12 protein-coding genes are annotated in these 19,773 nt (G+C 69.3%); 4 read left to right on the top strand and 8 right to left on the bottom strand.

The window, feature by feature from the left end:
* The first annotated feature begins 6 nt into the window (after nucleotides 1-6).
* Nucleotides 7-2,859, top strand: coding sequence for an Hsp70 family protein (locus IAE24_RS06000; RefSeq protein WP_199959120.1), 2,853 nt, complete (start codon nucleotides 7-9; stop codon nucleotides 2,857-2,859).
* Nucleotides 2,860-2,941: 82 nt separating this feature from the next.
* Here the strand turns inward: IAE24_RS06000 and IAE24_RS05995 are convergent, their stop codons facing one another.
* A complete protein-coding gene (locus IAE24_RS05995; RefSeq protein WP_199959122.1) occupies nucleotides 2,942-4,894 on the bottom strand; it encodes a trypsin-like serine protease in 1,953 nt (650 codons plus the stop codon).
* 203 nt (nucleotides 4,895-5,097) lie between these two features.
* On the opposite strand from IAE24_RS05995, the gene IAE24_RS05990 reads away from it, so the two are divergent.
* Nucleotides 5,098-6,540 (top strand): NAD-dependent succinate-semialdehyde dehydrogenase, encoded by a 1,443-nt coding sequence (locus tag IAE24_RS05990; protein ID WP_199959123.1) that lies wholly within the window; start codon nucleotides 5,098-5,100, stop codon nucleotides 6,538-6,540.
* A 57-nt stretch (nucleotides 6,541-6,597) separates the two neighbouring features.
* Here the strand turns inward: IAE24_RS05990 and IAE24_RS05985 are convergent, their stop codons facing one another.
* The 4 genes from IAE24_RS05985 to IAE24_RS05970 all read right to left on the bottom strand — a co-directional run bounded on the left by IAE24_RS05985 (nucleotide 6,598) and on the right by IAE24_RS05970 (nucleotide 10,898).
* Nucleotides 6,598-7,131, bottom strand: coding sequence for a GNAT family N-acetyltransferase (locus tag IAE24_RS05985; protein ID WP_043822061.1), 534 nt, complete (start codon nucleotides 7,129-7,131; stop codon nucleotides 6,598-6,600).
* Between the two features lie 81 nt (nucleotides 7,132-7,212).
* Nucleotides 7,213-9,198 carry an FUSC family protein gene (locus IAE24_RS05980; RefSeq protein WP_199959125.1) on the bottom strand — a complete coding sequence of 662 codons (1,986 nt, stop codon included), beginning with the start codon at nucleotides 9,196-9,198 and terminating at the stop codon, nucleotides 7,213-7,215.
* On the bottom strand, nucleotides 9,195-9,656 hold the full coding sequence (locus tag IAE24_RS05975; protein WP_199959127.1) for a MarR family winged helix-turn-helix transcriptional regulator: 462 nt from the start codon (nucleotides 9,654-9,656) through the stop codon (nucleotides 9,195-9,197). The genes IAE24_RS05980 and IAE24_RS05975 overlap by 4 nt, the downstream gene beginning before the upstream one ends.
* Before the next feature lie 156 nt (nucleotides 9,657-9,812).
* Nucleotides 9,813-10,898: a YeiH family protein gene (locus IAE24_RS05970; RefSeq protein WP_199959128.1), complete on the bottom strand. Its 1,086-nt coding sequence runs from the start codon at nucleotides 10,896-10,898 to the stop codon at nucleotides 9,813-9,815.
* A gap of 132 nt (nucleotides 10,899-11,030) precedes the next feature.
* Here IAE24_RS05970 and IAE24_RS05965 point away from each other — a divergent pair, with 132 nt between their 5' ends.
* Nucleotides 11,031-11,936 carry a LysR family transcriptional regulator gene (locus IAE24_RS05965; RefSeq protein ID WP_047218879.1) on the top strand — a complete coding sequence of 302 codons (906 nt, stop codon included), beginning with the start codon at nucleotides 11,031-11,033 and terminating at the stop codon, nucleotides 11,934-11,936.
* Nucleotides 11,937-11,942: 6 nt separating this feature from the next.
* Here the strand turns inward: IAE24_RS05965 and IAE24_RS05960 are convergent, their stop codons facing one another.
* From IAE24_RS05960 to IAE24_RS05950, 3 genes are all read right to left on the bottom strand, one after another.
* The gene (locus IAE24_RS05960) at nucleotides 11,943-12,425 is read right to left on the bottom strand and encodes a CreA family protein (RefSeq protein ID WP_180318779.1); all 483 of its coding nucleotides are present in this window, start codon (nucleotides 12,423-12,425) and stop codon (nucleotides 11,943-11,945) included.
* Nucleotide 12,426: 1 nt separating this feature from the next.
* Nucleotides 12,427-15,000 carry a cyanophycin synthetase gene (gene cphA / locus IAE24_RS05955; RefSeq protein ID WP_199959131.1) on the bottom strand — a complete coding sequence of 858 codons (2,574 nt, stop codon included), beginning with the start codon at nucleotides 14,998-15,000 and terminating at the stop codon, nucleotides 12,427-12,429.
* A gap of 66 nt (nucleotides 15,001-15,066) precedes the next feature.
* Nucleotides 15,067-17,259 (bottom strand): cyanophycin synthetase, encoded by a 2,193-nt coding sequence (locus tag IAE24_RS05950; RefSeq protein ID WP_199959132.1) that lies wholly within the window; start codon nucleotides 17,257-17,259, stop codon nucleotides 15,067-15,069.
* Between the two features lie 218 nt (nucleotides 17,260-17,477).
* On the opposite strand from IAE24_RS05950, the gene IAE24_RS05945 reads away from it, so the two are divergent.
* Nucleotides 17,478-19,772, top strand: a complete 2,295-nt coding sequence (locus IAE24_RS05945; RefSeq protein WP_063328359.1) for a cyanophycin metabolism-associated ABC transporter — start codon at nucleotides 17,478-17,480, stop codon at nucleotides 19,770-19,772.
* Nucleotide 19,773 lies beyond the last annotated feature (1 nt).

Below are 19,773 nucleotides of genomic sequence, written 5' to 3'. Positions count from 1 at the left end.
GCCGATATGCCTGATACTGCCGCCCCCGCCTCCGCCGCCCCCTTCGCTCCTGACGCCGCCCACATCGTGGGTATCGACCTGGGCACCAGCCACACCGTGGTGGCGCATGTGCCCGTGGGCGGCACGGCGGCCGACATCGCCTTGCTGCCTGTGGCGCAGCGCGTCTCGGCCAGCGAGGTCGCCGCCCAGGTGCTGCTGCCTTCTGCGCGCTACCAGGCGGCGCCCGGCGAACTGGGCGATGCCTGGCAGCAGCCCTGGGCGGCACTGGGTGCGGATGCGCAGGCGCCCGCCGTCAATGGCCGCTGGGCGCGTGACCTGGGCGCGGCCGTGCCGTCGCGCCTGGTGGCCAGTGCCAAGAGCTGGCTGTCGCATGCGGGCGTGGACCGCACGGCGGCCATCCTGCCCTGGGGCGCGCCCGAAGAGGTGGCCCGGCTGTCTCCGCTGCAGGCCTCGGCCAGCTACCTGGACCATGTGCGCCAGGCCTGGGACCGCGCCCACCCCGGCGCGCCGCTGCGGGACCAGCTGGTCGTGCTGACCGTGCCGGCCTCATTCGACGAAGGCGCGCGCGCACTGACGCTGGAGGCCGCGCAGCTGGCCAGCCTGCCTGCAGTGCAATTGCTGGAGGAACCCAAGGCCGCCTTCCACGACTGGCTGGTGCTGCAGGGCGAACGCCTGGCGGCCGAGCTGGCGCACTGCCGCCTGGTGCTGGTGGTGGATGTGGGCGGCGGCACCACCGACCTGACCCTGATCCGCGTGCAGCCCGGTGAAGCTGAAGGCCTGCCCGTGCTGACACGCACGGCCGTGGGCGAGCACCTGATGCTGGGCGGCGACAACATGGACCTGGCGCTGGCCCATCGGCTGGAGCCGCAGTTCGCCCCGCCCGGCGAGCGTCTGCCCGCCGCACGCTTCGCCCAACTGGTGCAGCGCTGCCGCATGGCCAAGGAACAGTTGCTGGCCGACGATGCGCCCGAGTCCGTGGCCGTGACCCTGCTGGGCGGCGGATCGAAGCTGCTGGCGCAGACGCGCACGGCCACGCTGCGCCGCGACGAGGTGCGCGAGGCCGTGGTCGAAGGCTTCATGCCGCTGGCCGGCCTGCAGGATCTGCCCACCCGGCGCCAGGGCGCTTTGCGCGGCCTGGGGCTCCCATATCCTGCCGATGCGGCGATCACGCGGCACCTGGCGCAGTTCCTCGCGCAGCACGCGGCTGGGGAGTTGCCCGATGCGGTCCTGCTCAATGGTGGCGTCTTCCACGCCCATGCGCTGGCCCAGCGGCTGGTGGCGCAACTGCAGGCCTGGCGCGGCCAGCCGCTGCGCCTGCTGCACAACCCGCATCCCGACTGGGCCGTGGCACGCGGCGCGGCGGCGCATGGCCTGGCCATGCATGTCCAGAGCCGTCCGTCTGAGGATCTGCCGGAATCGGCAGATGCCCGGACTGTGCCCGCCCCGGTACCGCGCATCGGCGGTGGCTCGCCGCGCAGCTACTGGCTGGTCCTGCCCGAGAAGGCGGGTGCCGCACCACAGGGCATCTGCCTGCTGCCGCGCGGCACGGAAGAGGGCGTGCGCATCGTGCTCTCCGGCCGGCGCTTTGCGCTGCGCCTGGGCCAGGCCGTGCGCTTTTCCCTGGTGGCCAACAGCCTGGCGGCGGCGCCTGCGCAGGCCGGACGCATCGCGGCGCTCGACGGCGAGGGCTGGGTCGAGCTGCCCGCCCTGTCCACCGTGCTGCCTGCGCCCGAGGGCCGGGACAAGGCCCAGGTCGAGGTGCAACTGCAGGCCTGCATGACCGAGGTCGGCACGCTGGAGGTGCGCTGCGTGGCCGCCGACGATGCGCAGCGCCAGTGGCTGCTGCCGTTCAGCGTGCGCGGTGCGCTGGCCGCAGATGCGCAGGACAGCGGCGATCGTTCTGCCCGGCAGGGCCGGCTGGCCGACGCCGTGGCCCTGATCGAGCGCATCTTCGGCAGCCAGGCGCAGGAGGTGACGGCCAAGGAGGTCCGCCAGCTGCGCCAGTCGCTGGAGCGACGGCTGGGCCCGCGCGAGGACTGGGACCTGCCGCTGCTGCGCGCACTGTTCGACGCCTTGCTGGCCCGCGCCAGGCGCCGCCGCCGCACGGCCGAGCACGAGCGCGTCTGGCTGAACCTGGCAGGCTGGTGCCTGCGCCCCGGCGTGGGCGCCGAGCTGGACGGCTGGCGCATGCAGCAGGTCTGGCAACTGCATGGCCAGGGCCTGGGCCATGGCGGCGAGGCGGCCAACCGCACCGAATGGTGGGTGTTCTGGCGCCGCGTGGCCGCGGGCCTGGACGAGGCCCGGCAGATGGAGCTGCTGGAAGAGGTTGCCGGCCACATGCAAAAGGCCGTGCAGCAGTCCACGCAGCGCAGCCAGGGGAAATCCGCCCATGGCAGCTACGACGACATGCTGCGCCTGTTCGCCGCCATGGAGGCCGTGCCCTGGCAGTACCGCCAGGAAATGGGCCAGTGGATGCTGCAGCGGCTGAAACACCCCGGTGAATCCGTCCAGACCTGGTGGGCCATAGGCCGGCTGGCCGCGCGCATGCCGCTGGCGGCCAACGCCCACCGCGTCATGCCGCCCGAGGCTGCGCAGGAGTTCCTGGACGCCACCCTGGCCCAGGACTGGCGCCGCAACGAAACCGCCATGTTCGCCGCCGTGCAGATGGCCCGCATGACGGGCGACCGTGCGCTGGACCTGTCCGATGCCCAGCGCGCCCTGGTGCTGGAGCGGTTGCGCGGCGCCGGTGCACCGCAGCGCTGGATCGACCTGGTGGAACAGGTCCAGCAGATGGACGCCCAGGATGCGAAGCGCAGCTTTGGGGATAGCCTGCCGCCGGGGCTGGTGCTGGTGGGGTGAGGGCTGTTGTCCCAAGAAGAAGGCCCCGCAGTGCGGGGCCTTCTTCTTGGGGAGGCACTGCAGCAAGTGCAGTGCGCTGTGCTTACTGCGAGTTCCAGACGTAGTAGGCGACACCTTCGTACTTGAAAGCGGGATAGCTGGCGATCACGAAATCACGTTCGGCCGCGTTGACGGTGTAGAAATGCGCGCCTGTCTGCAGGTTGAAGAAGCGGAACATGGGCACGGTGCCATTGCCGGCAGCCGTCTGTGCGTACCAGGACGTGCCCTCGCTCTTGAAGCTGGGGTAGGTTGCGATCACGTAGTCACGTTCAGGCTGGCTGATGGTGAAGAAGTGTGCGCCGGAGGCCGTGTTGAAGAAACGAAATACCGGGTTCAGGCCCTGCTGCGGCTGGGTGGACGCATAGAAGGCCACGTTCTCGTACTGGAAGGCCGGGTAGGTTGCCACCACATAGTCGCGCTCGGAAGCGCTGGCGGTATAGAAGTGAGCGCCGGTCTGGCGGTTGAAGAAGCGGTAGATGGCCGTGCGGGCCTGTCCGGTGCCGGTGTCGACGCCGCCCGTGCCCGTGTCTGCAGCAAGCCACTTCTGCACATTGGGGAAGAGCAGGTCAAAGCGTCCATAGATCGAGTTGCCACCCGTGCGCGAGCAGGTCTGGTCGTCGCCGCCGTAGAGCGTGCCGACCAGCAGGCCATTCAGGAACAGGCCAGAGCCGCTGCTGCCCGGCTGTGTCAGCCCCTGGTCCCAATTCACGCTGAGGTAGCCGCCATCGCGGTACCGGCAGGTCATGGTGGCATCGCTGGAGGGTTCGCAGGCCAAGGAGCGGTCATAGGTGCCGAAGCTGATCTTCTGCAGGTCGCCACGCGGGTGGTGTATGCCTACCACCTTGGCGCCACTGGTCAGGGCCTGGGTGGACCAGCCGGCAAAGACGGCGCCTGCAGGGGCGGCTTCGTTGAGCCGCAGCAAGCTGCCGTCATAGGTGGCGGTGGCGTACAGCAGGGTGGCGCCGTTGCGCAGCGTGCGCGAGGCCGACGACAGCGTGCGGCTGTTGCACGAGGGCGTGCGATAGAACCACGAAGTCTCCAGCGTGGAGGCCACGGTCTGGGTGCTGATGCAATGGTTGGCCGTGATGAAGTAGGGCGTGCCGGAGCCTGCCTTGTCGTTGATCAGCGTGCCCGAGCACACATAGCCCTGGCCGTTCTGGACATAGAACATGCGCGCCACGGCGTTGCGCTGCGCGCTGTAGGCGTCATAGCAGGTGGAGTCCAGGTGGCATGACAGGGACTCGTTGAGCTGGGCCGAGAACACGTTCTCGCCCTCCAGCGGCAGCGACAGGTTCTCGTACACGTGCATGACGCGCGGAATGGCCAGTCGCAGCGCATCGGCGGGCGTGCCGGGCGGCAGGTCGATCTCCAGGGTGACCTCGTCACCGCCGCTGTCGGGCGTCCACCAGGTGCGGCCATCGGCGCTGGCATCGCCTGCGTCCTTGTTGGCCTGCAGCAGTTGGAGCACGCGCTGGCCCGAAATTTCATAGGCGCCGGCGCGGTCGCCCTGCGCATAGATGCGCAGCAGGGCGCTGCCGGGCAACTGCTCGATTTCCACGCCCAGGCGAATGCCGTAGGCACCTTCGGAGCGCACGCTGACTGCGGCAATCAGCCCGCCGTCGGCCGAGGTCTGCCATTGCAGCTGCCCGCCCAGGGCCTGGGTGGTGGCGGTCTGGCTGCTGGGGCGCTGTGCGCCCACCTGCAGGGCGCCGCCCACAGCGGCCGAGGCGGCTCGCACATCCTTCCAGGTGCCCAGTTCCACGCGCAGCGGCGCGGGGGTGACGGCTGCGGGGGAAGACATGCTGCGTGAAGCCAGGAACTCCCGAGGCGTATCCTGCGGCTGGACGCGCGAGTCCACGCTCATGCGAGGGATGAACTGAGGCACATCGGCGGCGCCCTCCTGCCCCCATGCCAGCCCCAGGCTGCCTGCCAGGGCGAGCGCCAGCGCGACGCTGCGCAAACCCCTGCGCGCAGTGGTGTCGAAAAGATCGGTCATGAGCTCCCTCTCAACGGATTGGTGGATATTGCGAAACCCGGGCATTTTAGGTGTTGTGTGCGTGACATCCCGGTGACGGCACCGCCGTCCGGCGCTTCCTAGAATGGTCGCTGCGCTGCAGCGGCAGCCGGGTGCGGACACTGCGAGCGCCGTGCCTGCCCCACACATCTGCCCCCTGTCATCTACCAAGGATCTGATCCAGCATGAGCCATTCCTACTCCGACACCCAACTCCTGATCGACGGCCAATGGCAGGACGCCGCCAGCGGCAGGAAGATTCCCGTGCGCAACCCGGCCAGCGGCGAAGTCATCGGCCATGTGGCCCATGCCGACGTGGCCGACCTGGACCGTGCGCTGGCCGCAGCGCAGCGCGGTTTCGAGGTCTGGCGCAATGTCTCCGCCCATGAGCGCGGCGCCGCCATGCGCCGTGCCGCCGTCCTGCTCAAGGAGCGCGCCGACGAGATCGCCGCGCTCCTGACGCAGGAGCAGGGCAAGCCCGTGGCCGAGGCCAAGGGCGAAATCCTGGCCGGCGTGGGCATCATCGAATGGTTTGCCGACGAGGCGCTGCGCGTGTATGGCCGCATCGTGCCCTCGCGCCGCCCCGAGGTGCAGCAGCTGGTGATCAAGGAGCCCGTGGGCCCCGTGGCTGCCTTCACGCCCTGGAACTTCCCCGTCAACCAGATCGTGCGCAAGATCGGCGCGGCGCTGGCCACGGGCTGCTCCTTCCTGTGCAAGGCGCCCGAGGAAACGCCGGCTGCGCCCGCAGCCCTGTTCAAGTGCTTTGTCGATGCCGGCGTGCCGGCCGGCGTGGTGGGCCTGGTGTTCGGTGATCCGGCGCAGATTTCCTCCTACCTGATCGCCCATCCCGTGATCCGCAAGGTCACGTTCACCGGCTCCACCGCAGTGGGCAAGCAGCTGGCGGCGCTGGCAGGCCAGCACATGAAGCGCTCGACCATGGAGCTGGGCGGCCACGCGCCGGTCATCGTGGCCGAGGATGCCGACGTGGCCCTGGCCGTGAAGGCCGCAGGCGCGTCCAAGTTCCGCAACGCGGGCCAGGTCTGCATCTCGCCCACGCGCTTTCTGGTGCACAACAGCGTGCGCGAGGAATTCACGCGCGCCATGGTCGCCCATGCCGAAGCCCTCAAGGTCGGCGATGGCCTGGCACAGGGCACGCAGATGGGCCCGCTGGCCAATCCGCGCCGCGTCACGGCCTTGTCCCATCTGATCGAGGATGCGCAAAAGCAGGGCGCCAAGCTGCTCACGGGCGGTGCCTCGCTGGGCGGCGCGGGCAACTTCTTCGCTCCCACGGTGCTGGGCGACGTGCCGCTGAGCGCCGAGATCTTCAACCAGGAGCCCTTCGGCCCCGTGGCCGCCATCCGCGGCTTTGACGATCTGGGCGAGGCCATTGCCGAGGCCAACCGCCTGTCCTACGGCCTGGCGGCCTATGCGTTCACGCGCTCCATCAAGACGGCACACCAGCTGGCCCAGCAGGTCGAGACCGGCATGCTGTGGATCAACCAGCCGGCCGTGGCCTCGGCCGAGATGCCGTTCGGCGGCGTCAAGGATTCGGGCTATGGCTCCGAGGGCGGCCCCGAGGCGCTGGAGGCCTACCTGGTCGCCAAGGCCGTGTCGATCGCGGCGGTGTAAGACAGGCATCTGCCCCATGGACAAGGCCGTCCCACTCGCGTGGGACGGCCTTTGTTTTCATGGGGCGGCAACGCTCGACGTTGCGACCCCTGGTATGCGGTAGACGACGAGCACGTACTTTGAAAGGCTCTGGCGCTCAACCTCCACGCCACCCAGCCCCTGGGCAATGCGCCGGCTGGCGGTATTGGGCTCGGCCACCGGATAGCGCAAGGACTGTGGCGCAAAGGTCGCTCGGGCCCATGCTGCCAGCGCGGCCACGGCTTCGCGGCCGTAGCCCTGGCCATGCATGTCCTCGCGTATCCAGATGCCGAGTTCGGGCTCGGCATCGCGCGCGCGGTGCAGGCCCAGCAGGCCGGTGAATCGGCCTGACGTGCGCTCGCGCAGCGTGAAGTTGAAGTCCGTGCCGGCCGCGATCTCCTGCAGCCATCCGCGCCAGACAGCCTCGAACTCGGCAGGCGTCGACGCCGGCTCGAAGGACAGGTAGCGCGTCAGCGTGGGCGTGATGCAGGCAAAGGCCTCATCGGCATCGGCGGCAGTGAAGGGGCGCAGCGCCAGGCGCTGTGAGGTGATGGTGGTGTCGCTCCACGACATGGATGCTTTCCTTGCAACAGGGGGACAGAGGGCGTGGGGCGCTGCCGGCCTGGGCTGGCCATTCTGGCATGGGTCCGTGCTTCAGCCGGCGTTGCGGAAGAAGGCTTCGTGCTGCGCGATCTCGTGCGCGGCATGGCGCAGCTGGCGGGCCTGGTCGGGATGGCGTTCGGCCACGCGCTGCGCCAGCGCGCGCAAAAGCGGCGGGCACTGGCCGGGCGCCTGCTGCAGCCGCTGCAGGCGCAGCAGCGCGGCGCGCACGGCGCGGGCGGTGCCGTCGCCCAGGGCCGCTTCCCCGGACAGCTGATGCAGCGCCTGGATGGCGCGGCCCACATGCAGGGCGGCCAGGCCGCACTCCGCTGCCTGCGCACCCAGCTGCCCTCCGGCCTGCTCCGACATGCGCACCAGGCGCAGCAGCCGGTGGTACAGGCGGGCGCGCCAAATGCGGCCATCGCGCGCATGGCCCGGCGTGGCGGCCATGTCCTGCAGCTCGTGGACCATCATGGAGCGCAGGCTTTGCAGCCGGCCCTGCAGCGTGACCGGCAGGATGAAGCGGTAGGCCGCCCAGCCGGCCAGCGGCCCGGACACCACGGCCAGCCCCAGGGCCAGCGCATGGCCGAAGCTGGCCGTCTGCGGGTAGTGGGGCTGCAGCAGGAGCAGCAGCACCATGTTGCAGTCATAGCCCGAGAGCGCGGTGCGCTGGTGCGAGAACAGCAGTGCGCCCACGTAGACAAAGGGCAGCATCAGCCACACCAGGCCCGCCTGGCTGCTGGCGAACGGCCAGACCAGCCACTGGCAGGCCAGGGCCACCAGCATGCCCATGGCCTGGCCCAGGGTCACATGGCGCATGGTGGCCGACGGGTTCTCGAAGCCCGAGAACACGGTCAGCATGATGGACATGCCCAGCAGCATGTAGGCGCCGCCGCTCCAGCCCGTCACCACCCACAGCAGGCCCACGATGGCGATGGCCGCGCTGGCACGCAGCATGGCGCGGCGCGCGCCCAGCCAGTCGCTGTGCAGCACCACGGGCCATTGGCGGGCGCGGTGGCCGGGCGGCAGGGCCACGTCATGGGTGGCGGCCAGGTGGGCCTGCAGCGCAAAGCCCATCGGGGCCAGCATGTCGGCTGCGCCGGGCCAGGCCACGGCGGCCTCGCGTGCGCGCACCAGGGCCGCCGCAGCCTCGTGCAACTGCACGCGCGTCTCCAGCGCCAGGGCGGCTTCGCGCAGCGCCTGCGCGGCGGCCAGGGCCTGCGCTTCGCCAAAGGCCGCAGGCGGCTCCTGCGATGGAGCATCGCGCAGCCACAGCAGGGCCGAGATCTGGGCATTCATGAGCCGGCGCAGCGCGTGCACGGCCTCGCGCGAGCGCTGCGAACCGGCGGCGTGCGGGTCCAGCCCCTCCTCGATCACCGCCATGGCCAGCAGGCGGGCGGCGATCTCCTGCGAACCCAGGGACGAACGGCCGCGCGCCTGCAGGCTGCCGGCCAGATCGCGCAGCAGTTGCGCGAACAGCTGGCGCACCTCGGCATTGCCGGGAATGCCGCTGCCCTTGGGCGTGAACAGCCAGCCCACGAGCAGGGCTGCGAACACGCCGGTCAGCGCCGTGAACAGCCGGTCCCAGCCCAGGGCGAAGACCTGTTCGGGGTGGGCGAAGTCCAGCAGCGCGACCATGGCCGCCGAATACCCGGACAGCATGGTGCCGTAGGCCACGAAGCTGCGCTGCAGATTGCCCACGCCCGCGCACAGGCCCAGCCACACGGCCAGGCCCAGCACCAGCCACAGCAGGTTTCCCTGGGCCAGCAGCACCAGGCCCACGCCCACGGCCGTGCCGGCCACGGTGCCTGCGACCCGGAAAAAGCTTTTTTCGAGCAGTTGCCCGCGCAGCGGCTGGGATGCGGCCCAGGTGGCCATGGCAGCCCACTGCGGATGCTCCAGCCCCAGCTGCCAGGCAGCCAGCAGCGCCAGGCAGGCGGCAAAGGCCGTGCGCAGATGCTGGCGCAGGCGCACGGGGTCGAAGCCCCAGCGGACCGAGGCCTGCAGCAGGCGGCCATAGGCATCGTGGAGGGCGCTCATGGCGCGCCTTCAGTGCGCAGCGCGGCCATGCGCGCCTGGATCTTGGCCATGCCGGCCAGCATGGCCTCGACCTCGGCATCGTCCAGGTCCTGCAGCATGGCCAGCTCGGCCTGCAGCATGGTGGCGCGCACGCGGTCCACGGCGCCGTTGCCTTCATCCGTCAGGAAGATGCGCTTGCTTCGCCGGTCGCCGGGGTCGGCGCGGCGTTCCACCCAGCCGTGGCCTTCCAGAATGTCGAGCAGGCGCACCAGGCTGGAGCCGTCCAGCCCCACGCGCTCGGCCAGTTCCTTTTGCGTGACGCCGTCGCCCCAGGCGCGCAGGTGGATCAGCGGCGCCCAGGTGGCATCGGTCAGACCGTCGGCCAGCAGTTGCTTCTCGACCTGGCGGCGCCACTGGCGTACCAGGGTGACCATGAGAAAGCCGAGACGGGCGCGGGGAGGGGCAGAGGCAAAGGACATGCCTCGATTATCTTTGCAATGCAATTAATTTGCATTGCAAATTAATTGTGTCTGCATTTGATTTAAGGGTATTCCCTTGTTTTGGGGGCGGGCAGTCCATGAAAAAGGCCCTGCAAGACGATGCTTTGCAGGGCCGGTCGATGGATGCGGACAGCTTCAGAGCAGGCCGGGCACCCAGCGGTTGAAGAGCAGGCCCGCCACCAGCAGCCATGCGAACAGCAAGGCGGCCAGCAGCAGGGGCTTCGTGCCTGCGGCACGCACGGCGCGGACATGGGTGGTCAGGCCCAGGGCCGCCATGGCCACGGCCAGCAGGGCGTTGTCCAGCTGCACGCCCACCTGCACCACGGCGGCAGGCAGCACGCCCAGCGAGTTCACGCCGGCCATGGCGACGAAGCCCAGCGCGAACCAGGGAATGGTGATGCGGCGCGGCTGGCCGTCGCTCACCTGGCTGCTGCGGTTGCCGCGTGCCACGGCCATGGACAGCAGCAGCAGGAAGGGGGCCAGCATCATCACGCGCACCATCTTGGAGATCACGGCCACGTCGGCGGCTTCGGGGGCGATGGCTTCGCCGGCAGCCACGACCTGGGCCACCTCGTGCACGGTGGATCCCACGTACAGGCCGTACTGCGCAGGCGACATGTCCAGCCAGCTGTGGGCAGCGTTCCAGTGGAACAGCGCGGGGTAGAGGAAGGTGCCCACGGTGCCGAAGACCACCACGGTGGCCACGGCCACGGCCACGTCTTCGGCGCGGCCCTTGATCACGGGTTCGGTGGCCAGCACGGCAGCGGCGCCGCAGATGGAGCTGCCCGCGCCGATCAGCACCGTCGTGCGCGCATCCAGCCCGAAGACGCGGCGGCCCAGCCATTGCGCCAGCAAGAAGGTGCTGCCCAGCACCAGGGCATCGACCACCACGCCGGCCATGCCCACATGGCCTATGTCCTGGAAGGTCAGCCGCAGGCCGTAGAGCACGATGCCCGCGCGCAGCAGGCGCTGCTTGGCCAGGCCCACGCCGGCATGGCAGCTGGGCGCCAGGCGCGGATAGACGGTGTTGCCGATGACCAGGCCGATGCAGATGGCCAGCGTCAGTGCACTCAGGCCCGAGCCGGCCAGCAGGGGCTGGCGTGCGCCCCAGGTGGCGGCTGCGGCAATGGCGCCGGCCAGCAGCAGGCCGGGCGCAAGCTCGGTCAACTGGCGCAGCCAGCCGGACGGATGGGAGGGGCGTGGGAGGGATGTGGTGTTCATGGTGCCTGCGCGCCGCGTCAGGAGCGCGGTGCATGGGAGGCACTTTAGATTTCTTGGCTATATTCGTATAACGAATAGTTTTTGTAGCACCAACCGGGGAAACAGGTTGATGCCTCGTCCAGACTGCATGCCATGCTGCACCTCACCCTGCGCCAACTTGAAATCTTCTGCGCCGTCGCCCAGGCGGGCTCCACCGTGGCCGCGGCCGATGCCGTGGCCCTGTCGCAGTCGGCCACCAGCGCCGCGCTGCAGCAGCTGGAGCAGGCCATGGGCGCCCAGCTGTTCGAGCGCGTGGGCCGGCGACTGGCGCTCAACGACGCGGGCCGCGCCCTGCTGCCCGAGGCACTGGCGCTGCTGGAGCAGGCCAGGGGCATAGAGCAGGCGTTTTCGGTGCGGGCCGCCAGCCTGCCCGTGCGTCTGCGCGTGGCAGCCAGCACCACCATAGGCACCTATGCGCTGCCAGCCGTGCTCGCGCACCTGGCGCGCAGCCATCCGCACCTGAGCGTGGACCTGCAGATCGCCAACACGCGCGAGGTGGGCCAGGCCGTGGAATCGCTGGACGTGGACCTGGGCCTGATCGAGGGCACCAGCCACTGGCCGGGGCTGGAGGTCGAGCCCTGGATGCGTGACGAACTCGTCATCGTGGCTGCAGCACAGGACCCGCTGGTGCAGGCCGCGGGCCAGCGCCCGCTGGGCGTGGCCGCCTTGCGCGGTGCGCGCTGGCTGCTGCGCGAGCCGGGCTCGGGCACGCGCGAGATGGTGGAGCATGCCTTGCTGCCGCATCTGCACCAGCTGCCGGCCGCCGCCACGCTGGGCAGCTCCGAGGCCATAGCGCGCTGCGTGGCCCAGGGCCTGGGCGTCAGCTGCCTGTCGCGCGTGCTGGTGCAGGCCCTGGTCGCCTCGGGAGAGCTGGCCGTGCTGCCGACCACGCTGCCGCGCATGTGGCGGGATTTCTCGCTGGTGCAGCGGGCGGGCAAGCGCCGCTCGCCGGCGCTGGCGGCCTTTGTGCAGGCCTGCCGCCAACACCCCCAGGACTGAGGCGGGTTATTTGCCCATCGGAATCGGCGTGCTGCGCGGCACGGGCACGGCGGTGACGCTGTTTTGCGGCGAGCCTTCGATCACGCGGTCCGAGTAGGTCATGTAGACCAGGGTGTTGCGCTGCGCATCGACCATGCGCACCACGCGCAGGCGCTTGAACAGCAGCGAGATGCGTTCGGTGAACACCTCGTCCTGCTGCTTGAGCGGCGCAGGGATCTGGATGGGGCCGGTCTGCACGCAGCTGATCGAGGCTTCGGCGCGGTCCTCTGCCAGGCCCAGGCCGCCCTTGATGCCGCCGGTCTTGGCGCGCGAGACATAGCAGGTCACGCCCGCCACCTTGGGATCGTCATAGGCATCGACCACGATCTTGTGGTCCGGGCCTATGAACTTGAACACCGTGTCCACCGCGCCCACCTGCTCGGCGCGCGCACCGCAGGCGCCCAGCAGCAGCGTGGCCAGGGCGGCCGTGAGCAAGGCCCGGCCGTTCATGTCAGGCCTCACCCGCCACATGGCGGCGAAGATGCTCCAGGGCTTCCTCGACCTGGTCCACCAGCACCAGGCACAGGTCGCCGGGTGTCAGCCGCGCCAGCGCATGGTCGATGGCGTTGAACTCACCCTGGATCTGGGTCACGTAGTCGGTGCGCGGTGCGCCTTGCAGGCCTTGCTGCAGCAGGGCCAGGACTTCACCGTCGGCGCGGCCGCGCTGGCAGGCATCCTGGTAGAGGATGACGTCGTCGAAGGCCTTGCCCAGGATCTGGGTCTGCTCGGTGATGTCCTGGTCGCGGCGGTCGCCCGCGCCGCTGATGACCACGCTGCGGCGCTGGGCCGGCATGGCGTCCACGGCCTGGACCAGGGCGCGGATGGCGTCGGGGTTGTGGCCGTAGTCGGCGATCAGTGTGGCGCCACGGTAGTCCATGACGTTGAAGCGGCCCGGCGCGTTGTCGCTGTCGTTGACGAAGCCGGCCAGCCCGCGGCGGATGGTCTGCCAGGGCATGCCCACGCCCCAGGCGGCGGCGATGGAGGCCATGACGTTCTCCACCTGGAAGCTGATGGTGCCGTTGCGCGTGATGGGGATCTCGCGCAGCGCGATGGTCTCGCGCCACGAGCTTTCGGCCGCGACGATGCTGTCGCCGTCCACGTAGACCACGCGGTTGCCCTGGGCACGGTGCGTGGCCATCACGGGGTGGTGGCGGTCGGCCGCGAAATAGATGACCTTGCCCGGCGAGGTGGAGGCCATGGCGGCGACCAGCGGGTCGGCCGCATTGAGCACGGCATAGCCGTCGGTGGCCACGTTCTGCACGATGACGCGCTTGAGCACGGCCACGTCTTCCACCGTGGTGATGTAGTTCAGACCCAGGTGGTCGCCCGCGCCCACGTTGGTGACCACGGCCACCTGGCAGCGGTCGAAGCCCAGGCCTTCGCGCAGGATGCCGCCGCGCGCGCATTCGAGCACGGCCGCATCGGTCTCGGGGTGGGCCAGGGCGTTGCGCGCGCTGCGCGGGCCCGAGCAGTCGCCGCTGTCGATCTGGCGGCCGTTGACGTAGACGCCGTCCGTGTTCGTCATGGCCGTGCGCCAGCCATGCGAGGTGAACAGGTGGGCGATCAGGCGCGTGGTCGTGGTCTTGCCATTGGTGCCGGTGACGGCCACCAGCGGGATGCGGCCGTCCTGGCCCGGCGCGAACAGCTCATCGACCATGGGCACGCCCACGTTGCGGGGCTTGCCGAAGGACGGCGCCAGGTGCATGCGCAGGCCCGGTGCGGCGTTGACTTCGACGATGCCGCCGTTTTGCTCCTCCAGCGGGCGCAGCATGGTCTCGCAGACCACGTCCACGCCGCAGATGTGCAGGCCGATGGTCTGGGCGGCCTCCACGGCGCGCGCAGCGATGTCGGGGTGCACGTCGTCCGTCACATCGGTGGCGCTGCCGCCCGTGGACAGGTTGGCGTTGTTGCGCAGCACCACGCGCTGGCCCTGGGCCGGCACGGATTCGGGCGTGAGCCCTTCGGTGGCGATGCGCGCGATGGCGATGTCGTCCAGGCGGATCTTGGTCAGCGCCGTGCCGTGGCCCGAGCCGCGGCGCGGGTCCTGGTTGACGAGGTCCACCAGCTCGCGGATGGTGTGCTGGCCGTCGCCCAGCACCTGGGGCGGCTCGCGGCGCGCAGCGGCCACCAGTTGGCCGCCAACCACCAGCAGGCGGAAGTCATGGCCGGGCAGGAAGCGCTCGACCATGATGTCGTCGCCGAATTCCGAGGCGGTGGCAAAGGCGGCCTTGAGCTGCTCGTGCGTGGTGATGTTGACCACCACGCCCTTGCCCTGGTTGCCGTCCTGGGGCTTGACCACCACGGGCAGGCCCACTTCCTGGGCCACGAGCCAGGCTTCTTCCACGTCCTTGACGGGGCGGCCCAGCGGCACGGGCACGCCGGCGGCGTGCAGCAGGCGCTTGGTCAGGTCCTTGTCCTGGGCGATGGACTCGGCCACGGCGCTGGTCTGGTCCAGCTCGGCGGCCTGGATGCGGCGCGCCTTGGAGCCCCAGCCCAGCTGTACCAGCGAGCCCGAGGTCAGGCGGCGGATGGGAATGCCACGCGCCACGGCCGCATCGACGATGGAGCCGGTGGAGGGACCGATGCGCTCGTCCTCGTCGAGTTCGCGCAGCTGGGCCACCACCTTGTCGGCGTCGAAGGGCGTATCGGCCAGGGCCGACTGCAGCAGCTCGCCGGCCTGTTCCATGGCCAGGCGGCCGACGGCCTCTTCGGTGTACTCCACCACCACCTGGTAGGTGCCGGTCTCCACGGTTTCATGCGTGCGGCTGAAGGTCACCGGGCAGCCGGCCTGGGCCTGCAGCGACAGGGCCGCGACTTCCAGCACCTGGGCCAGCGACAGGCGCTGGTCGGCGCCGTGCGGCTGCAGCGTGCCGATCTTGGGAAAGCGCGCGCGCAGCCGGTCCTCGAAGCCGGGCAGGGCCGAGTAGTCGCACTCGCCGGGCTCGCATTGCACGATGGCTTCGATGGCGGTGCTGCGGGTCCAGAGATTGGGGCCGCGCAGGGCTCGGATGCGGGTGATCTGCATAGTGTCTTCTTTCGGAGGGCAGGCCCGCGTCGCCGGGCCTGCCTGCATGTCATCGTGTGGTCGGGCTCAGGCGGCGGTGGCTGCGGCGGCCGGCGTGTAGTCGAAGGTCTTGATGCCGGCGACGATGAGGTCGGGGGCAATGTCCATGGACCACGCGGCGGCAATGGCGGCCAGCAGGGCCGGCGTGTCCGGGCGCAGGCCGCCGGGCAGGCTCAGTGCGTCCAGCGTGCCCAGCACGCGCTCGGCAGCGCCCGTGGCCAGGATCACCTGGTTGCCGCGTACGAAGACGGCGCGGCCTTCGCTCTCGGAACGGTGGGCCGCGACCACGGGGCTGTCTGCCTGCATCGAATAGAACAGCACCTCGCCGTCGCACAGACGGGCCAGGTCGGCCACCTGCTCGATGTCGGCATTGAGGACGCCCGCGCCTTCGTCCAGCACCACGTCGATCTGGGTGCGCATCACGCGCGTCATCTGCGACTGCTCGTGCACGTCATGGTCGGGCAACTGCTCGAAGCCGTCCATGTCGGTGACCACGCCGACCAGGCAGCGGTCGTAGGCCAGGCCTTCCTCCAGGATGGAGCGGGCCGTGGTCTGGATGACGGCGGCCTGTGCCAGGCGGTTGGTCAGCAGGCGGTGGGCACCGGCCCAGTTGGCGGTATTGGTCTTCTGGGTCTGGCGGTTGGACAGGAACATTCCCTCGCTGCTGGCCACGCCCGTGAGCTTGCCCGACAGCTGCAGCAGCCAGCCCACCAGGCGGGCCGTGAAGCCGTTGTTGCGCGTGCCGGCAATGCCCACCAGGGGGATGCGGCCTGCGCCCGTGCCCTCTTCGGTGCGCGGGAACAGGTGGTCGGCGATGGCCATGCCCACGGGGCGAGGCGCGCCGCTGGTGGGCTTCAGGTGCATCAGCAGGCCGGGGCCGGCGTTGACTTCGAGGATGGCGCCGCCCTGCTCCTTCATGGGGCGCGAGACGTCCTGCAGGATCATGTCCATGCCCGCGATGTCCAGGCCCACGATCTTGGCGGCCAGCGTGGCCATGTAGGCCACTTCGGGGTGGACCTCATCCGTGCAGTCGATGGCCATGTTGCCGTTGCGCTGCAGCAGCACGCTGGTGCCCTGGGCGGGAATGCTGTCGGGCGTGACGTTCTGGCGCTTGAGCTCCAGCTTCACGGCCGGGGCTTCGAGGTTGATCCAGTCCAGCGGGTATTCCTGCTCGGGGCCGCGGCGCGGGTCCTGGTTGACCACGGCGACCAGCTCGCGCAGCGTGGACTTGCCGTTGCCGGCCACGCTCACGGTCTCGCCACGGCAGGCCGCCACGACCTTGCCGCCCACCACCAGGATGCGGTGCTCGGTGCCGTCGATGAAGCGCTCGACGATCACGTCCGAGCCTTCGGGCTGGGCCAGCGCAAAGGCGGTCTTGATGTCGGCCTCGTCGCGCAGGTCCAGCGTCACGCCACGCGCGTGGTTGCCGTCCGAGGGCTTGACGGTGACGGGAAAGCCGATGTCCTGCGCCACTTCCCAGGCTTCTTCGGGGCTGTTGACGATCTGGCCTTCGGGCACGGGCACACCGCAGGCGGCCAGTAGGCGCTTGGTGAAGTCCTTGTCCTGGGCAATGCCTTCGGCAATGGCGCTGGTCTGGTCGCTCTCGGCGGTCCAGATGCGGCGCTGCGCGGCGCCATAGCCGAGCTGCACGAGGTTGCCGTCATTGAGGCGGATGTGGGGAATGCGGCGCTCGCCTGCAGCATCGACGATGCAGCCCGTGCTCGGGCCCAGGTAGCGGTCGTTGATCTCGGTCTTGATGGCCTTGACGGCGGCCTTCAGGTCGAAGGGCTCGTCGTTGATGGCGGCCATGATCAGCCGGTGGCCGTAGGCCAGGGCCGTGCGCGCCACGGTTTCCTCGGGGCAGCGGAAGACCATGCGGTAGATGCCGCGCTGGGAAATCTCGCGCGTCTGGCCGAACTCGGCCGGCATGCCCGCCAGGTTCAGCAGCTCGATGATGATGTGCTCCAGCACATGGCCGCACCAGGTGCCGCCTTCCAGGCGCTGGATGAAGCCGCCGCGCTCGCCCACGCCGCAGTGGTGCTCGATCAGGTCGGGCAGCCAGGCCGTCAGGCGCTCGTTGAAACCGTCAAGCTTGTTCGAGGGATAGTCCTCCAGCTCACCAAGATCCAGCCAGACCTCCAGCACGGGACGGTAGGTCCAGACGCTGGGTCCACGCAGGTAGGTGGTGCGCAAGAGTTGGATGTCTTTGAATTTCGCCATGTCGATCAACGGGTAAGCGTGAGCGACGACCCGGGTGCGGATCGCCGGAGAATGGGAGAGGATTGTGCGCTCAGAAAGCCCATGCGCAGTGCTGTCAGCCTAAACCAGGGTTGGCGCGTTGAGCAGGGTATGCCGTGCAAAGCGCGGGATATCCACCGGGGAGCTGCGGTTGCCCGCATGACACCAGGAGCCGCCAGGGGCGGGAAAAACAACTCAACATGCAAGAACACCATTCTGTGGACGTTTCGGCCTTCCTTGCCAGCCCCCGCGGGGCTGGGCTGCGAGCCAGGCTCGCTTCCAATGAAAACGTGCTGGCCCTCGTCCCGGTTGACCTGACCCTCGATATGCGCTTCGGCGAAGGCTGGGTTGTGCTGACCAACCAGCGGCTCCTCGCCTGTGATCCTGCAGATCAGCAGTGGAGTGAGTGGGCACTATCCATTGATCAGAATCTGCGCACGCTGGACCACGGCGGCGTGGGCAACCTCGAACTGCACGGCCCTGCTGCGCGGCTGGCGCTGTGGCGCTTCACGCTGCGCCACCAGGCGGCCGTGCTGCGCCTGCTGCAGCAGTTCGACCATGAGCGCGAGCGCCTGGCGCGCGGCGAGGACTTCGCCGAGCCCGAGGACGACGTGCCCCGCTGCCCGGCCTGCCAGGCCGAGCTGCCGCCCGAGGCCGACGAATGCCCGGCCTGCGCGCGCCAGCAGGGTCCGCAGACCTCCACCTGGGTGCTGCTGCGCCTGTGGCGCTTTGCCCATCCCTACCGGCACCAGCTGCTGCTGGGCTTTTTGCTGACCCTGGCCTCCACGGGCGCCACCCTGGTGGCGCCTTACCTGACGATTCCCATCGTGGACAAGATCCTGATCCCGTTCCAGAACGGGCAGCAGATCGACAGCAGCCTCGTGGTCTTCTACCTGAGCGGGCTGCTGGCGGCGGCGCTGGTGGCCTGGGGCCTGGGCTGGGCGCGCACCTTCGTGCTGGCCAAGGTGTCCGAGCGCATAGGGTCGGACTTGCGCACCACCACCTACAACCACCTGTTGACGCTGTCGCTGGACTATTACGGCAGCAAGCGCACGGGCGACCTGATGGCACGCATCGGGGCGGAAACAGATCGCATCAATTTGTTTCTATCCTTGAATGCGCTGGATTTCGCCACCGACGTGCTGATGATCGTGATGACCTCGGTCATCCTGTTCTCCATCAATCCGTGGCTGGCCCTGGTCACCCTGGTGCCGCTGCCCTTCATCGCCTGGATGATCCATCTGGTGCGCGACCGCCTGCGCACGGGCTTCGAGAAGATCGACCGCGTCTGGTCCGAAGTGACCAATGTGCTGGCCGACACCATCCCCGGCATCCGCGTGGTCAAGGCCTTCGCCCAGGAAAAGCGCGAGGCTGACCGTTTCGCCCAGGCCAATCTGGTCAACCTGCAGGCCAACGACAAGGTCAACAAGACCTGGTCGCTGTTCACGCCCACGGTGACGCTGCTGACCGAGATCGGCCTGCTGGTGGTCTGGGGCTTCGGCATCTGGCTGGTGGCTGGCGGCCAGATCACGGTCGGTATCCTGACGGCCTTCATCGCCTACATCGGCCGCTTCTATAGCCGCCTGGACTCGATGAGCCGCATCGTCTCGGTCACGCAGAAGGCGGCGGCCGGCGCCAAGCGCATCTTCGACATCCTCGACCACGTGAGCAACGTGCCCGACCCGGTCAACCCGGTCAAGCTGCCGCGCGTGCAGGGCGCCATCACGCTGGACAACCTGAGCTTCCGCTACGGCAGCCGCGCCGTGATCAAGAACCTGGACCTGCAGATTCGCCCGGGTGAAATGATCGGCCTGGTGGGTCACAGCGGCTCGGGCAAGAGCACCCTGGTCAACCTGATCAGCCGTTTCTATGACGTGAGCGAGGGATCCATCCAGCTCGACGGCGTGGACATCCGCAGGCTCAAGGTCTCGGACTTCCGCAGCAACATCGGTCTGGTGCTGCAGGAGCCCTTCCTGTTCTTCGGCACCATTGCCGAGAACATCGCCTACGGCAAGCCCGATGCCACGCGCGAGGAAATCGTGGCGGCGGCCCGGGCTGCCCACGCCCATGAATTCATCCTGCGCCTGCCGCATGGCTACGACTCCCTGGTGGGCGAGCGCGGCCAGGGCCTGTCGGGCGGCGAGCGCCAGCGCATCTCCATTGCACGCGCACTGCTGATCGACCCGCGCATCCTGATCCTGGACGAGGCCACCTCGGCCGTGGACACCGAGACCGAGAAGGAAATCCAGAAGGCGCTGGACAATCTGGTGCAGGGCCGCACGACGATTGCCATTGCCCACCGCCTGTCCACGCTGCGCAAGGCCGACCGCCTCGTGGTCATGGACCGGGGCGAGATCGTGGAAGTGGGTCCGCACGACGAGCTGATGGAAAAGCAGGGCGCCTACTGGCGCCTGTACCAGGCCCAGGCGCGGCGCGCCGAAGAGGATGCCCAGGCCGCAGGCCTGACCCTGGCCGCAACCACCATCGAGGAATAAG

Origin of the sequence: Delftia sp. S65, from assembly GCF_016516495.1 — a bacterium.
Lineage (GTDB): Bacteria > Pseudomonadota > Gammaproteobacteria > Burkholderiales > Burkholderiaceae_C > Comamonas > Comamonas acidovorans.
This window is presented reverse-complemented; position numbering and strand designations above follow the sequence as displayed.

What these genes read in the sequence shown, in the direction of transcription:
- IAE24_RS05990 (WP_199959123.1), top strand. Translation starts at nt 5,098, where the DNA reads ATGAGCCATTCCTACTCCGACACCCAACTCCTGATCGACGGCCAATGG.
- IAE24_RS05965 (WP_047218879.1), top strand. Translation starts at nt 11,031, where the DNA reads ATGCTGCACCTCACCCTGCGCCAACTTGAAATCTTCTGCGCCGTCGCC.
- IAE24_RS05960 (WP_180318779.1), bottom strand. Translation starts at nt 12,425, where the DNA reads ATGAACGGCCGGGCCTTGCTCACGGCCGCCCTGGCCACGCTGCTGCTG.
- IAE24_RS05985 (WP_043822061.1), bottom strand. Translation starts at nt 7,131, where the DNA reads ATGTCGTGGAGCGACACCACCATCACCTCACAGCGCCTGGCGCTGCGC.
- IAE24_RS05980 (WP_199959125.1), bottom strand. Translation starts at nt 9,198, where the DNA reads ATGAGCGCCCTCCACGATGCCTATGGCCGCCTGCTGCAGGCCTCGGTC.
- cphA (WP_199959131.1), bottom strand. Translation starts at nt 15,000, where the DNA reads ATGCAGATCACCCGCATCCGAGCCCTGCGCGGCCCCAATCTCTGGACC.
- IAE24_RS05970 (WP_199959128.1), bottom strand. Translation starts at nt 10,898, where the DNA reads ATGAACACCACATCCCTCCCACGCCCCTCCCATCCGTCCGGCTGGCTG.
- IAE24_RS05995 (WP_199959122.1), bottom strand. Translation starts at nt 4,894, where the DNA reads ATGACCGATCTTTTCGACACCACTGCGCGCAGGGGTTTGCGCAGCGTC.
- IAE24_RS05950 (WP_199959132.1), bottom strand. Translation starts at nt 17,259, where the DNA reads ATGGCGAAATTCAAAGACATCCAACTCTTGCGCACCACCTACCTGCGT.
- IAE24_RS05975 (WP_199959127.1), bottom strand. Translation starts at nt 9,656, where the DNA reads ATGTCCTTTGCCTCTGCCCCTCCCCGCGCCCGTCTCGGCTTTCTCATG.
- IAE24_RS05945 (WP_063328359.1), top strand. Translation starts at nt 17,478, where the DNA reads ATGCAAGAACACCATTCTGTGGACGTTTCGGCCTTCCTTGCCAGCCCC.
- IAE24_RS06000 (WP_199959120.1), top strand. Translation starts at nt 7, where the DNA reads ATGCCTGATACTGCCGCCCCCGCCTCCGCCGCCCCCTTCGCTCCTGAC.